Genomic DNA, 270 nt, shown 5'->3' on the forward strand with positions numbered 1-270 from the left:
GATTTCAATGATTTAGAACACTATGCACTTGAAATTTTAAAGGAAAAAGACGAAGATGATTTATTAGTACCTTCATCAGTTGCAAGAGTTTATCAAGAAAAGTTTAACGAAGTGTTGGTAGATGAATACCAAGATACCAACTATGTACAAGAATCGATTTTAAGATTAATCACAAAAGGTACGGGAGCTTCTGGTAATCTTTTTATGGTTGGAGATGTTAAGCAATCAATCTATCGCTTTCGATTAGCAGAACCACAACTATTTATAAAT

At 31.9% G+C, this 270-nt stretch carries 1 protein-coding gene; it reads left to right on the forward strand.

Annotated features, from left to right (window positions below):
- Nucleotides 1–270: UvrD-helicase domain-containing protein (locus CN514_RS25125; RefSeq protein ID WP_141529551.1), on the forward strand; the 270-nt coding region annotated here is incomplete at both ends.

Origin of the sequence: Bacillus sp. AFS001701 (assembly GCF_002559405.1) — a bacterium.
In the GTDB taxonomy this organism is placed as follows: Bacteria; Bacillota; Bacilli; order Bacillales; family Bacillaceae_G; genus Gottfriedia.